Source organism: Ectorhizobium quercum (genome assembly GCF_026552795.1).
In the GTDB taxonomy this organism is placed as follows: Bacteria; Pseudomonadota; Alphaproteobacteria; order Rhizobiales; family Rhizobiaceae; genus Ectorhizobium; species Ectorhizobium quercum.
The window spans coordinates 1-1,630 of the sequence record NZ_JANFPI010000019.1 but is presented as its reverse complement, the minus strand read 5'-3'; the positions used below and the strand labels follow the sequence as shown (position 1 = coordinate 1,630).

At 67.1% G+C, this 1,630-nt stretch carries 2 protein-coding genes; both read right to left on the bottom strand.

Features of this window, described 5'->3' with window-relative positions; translation table 11 throughout:
* Positions 1 to 899 (bottom strand): electron transfer flavoprotein subunit alpha/FixB family protein (locus NOF55_RS23415; RefSeq protein ID WP_306413545.1); only part of this gene is annotated, 899 nt, incomplete at its 3' end.
* A 26-nt stretch (positions 900 to 925) separates the two neighbouring features.
* A partial coding sequence (locus tag NOF55_RS23410; RefSeq protein ID WP_306413544.1) for an electron transfer flavoprotein subunit beta/FixA family protein occupies positions 926 to 1,630 on the bottom strand: 705 nt, incomplete at its 5' end.

The window sequence follows — 1,630 nt, the reverse complement described above, 5'->3', positions numbered from 1 at the left end:
TCGAAGATGTCTGCGACGAGGCCGTAGTCGGCGACCTGGAAGATGGGGGCCTCCTCGTCCTTGTTGATGGCGACGATGACCTTCGAATCCTTCATGCCGGCCAGATGCTGGATCGCGCCCGAGATGCCGGCGGCGATGTAAAGCTCCGGCGCCACCACCTTGCCGGTCTGGCCGACCTGCCAGTCGTTCGGAGCATAGCCGGCATCGACCGCCGCGCGCGATGCGCCGACGGCGGCGCCGAGCTTGTCGGCCACCGGCAGGATCACCTCGTTGAATTTCTCCGCAGACCCCAGCGCCCGGCCGCCCGAGATGATGATCCGCGCAGCCGTCAGCTCCGGACGTTCCGACGCCGCGATCTCCTCCGAGACGAAGCGCGAAGCGCCCTTGTCGCCGGCGGACGCCACGGCCTCGATGGCCGCCGAGCCGCCTTCGGGCGCCACGGCGAAGGAGGCGGTGCGAACGGTGATCACCTTCTTCGCGTCGGTCGACTGAACCGTCTGGATGGCATTGCCGGCATAGATCGGCCGCTTGAACGTGTCGGCGGAGACGACTTCGACGATTTCCGAAACCTGCATCACGTCGAGAAGGGCGGCGACGCGCGGCAGCGCGCTCTTGGCGATGGAGGTCGCCGCTCCGAGGATGACGTCATAGGACGGGGCCAGCGAGACGATCAGCTCGGAAAGCGGCTCCGGCAGGCCGTTGGCGTAAGCGGCATCGTCGGCCAGAAGCACCCTGGAAACGCCGGAAAGCTGCGCGGCGGCTTCGGCGACGGCCTGCGCGCCAGAGCCGGCGACCAGCACATGCACCTCGCCGCCGAGCTGCGAGGCCGCCGTCAGCGCCTTGGCGGTCTGTTCGGAAAGGGCTGCATTGTCGTGTTCGGCCAGAAGAAGAACGGTCATATCAGAAACTCCTCATTGTCTGCCGGTCAAAGCACGCCGGCTTCGGTCTTGAGCTTCTCGACCAGCTCGGCCACGCTCTTGACCTTGATGCCCGCCTTGCGGCCGGCCGGCTCCTCGGTCTTCAGAACCGTCAGGCGCGGGGCGATGTCGACGCCGAGATCGGCCGGGCTCTTCCTGTCGAGCGGCTTCTTCTTGGCCTTCATGATGTTCGGCAGCGAGGCGTAGCGCGGCTCGTTCAGGCGCAGGTCCGTGGTGACGACCGCCGGAAGCGTCAGCTCGACCGTCTGGAGGCCGCCGTCGACTTCGCGCGTCACCGCAACCGTGCCGTCTCCCACGACGACCTTCGAGGCGAAGGTGGCCTGCGGGTAGCCGGTGAGCGCCGAAAGCATCTGGCCGGTCTGGTTGGCATCGTCGTCGATCGCCTGCTTGCCGAGGATGACGAGGCCGGGTTCTTCCGAAGCCACGACGGCCTTGAGCAGCTTGGCGACCGACAGCGGCTCGACCGTCCCGTCGGTCTCGATGAGGATCGCCCGGTCGGCGCCCATCGCAAGCGCCGTCCTCAGCGTTTCCTCGGCCTTGGCCGGGCCGATGGACACCGCCACCACTTCCGTTGCCTTGCCCGCTTCCTTCAGCCGAAGCGCCTCCTCCACCGCGATCTCGTCGAACGGGTTCATCGACATCTTCACATTCGCAAGCTCGACGCCCGACCCGTCCGCCTTCACGCGGATCTT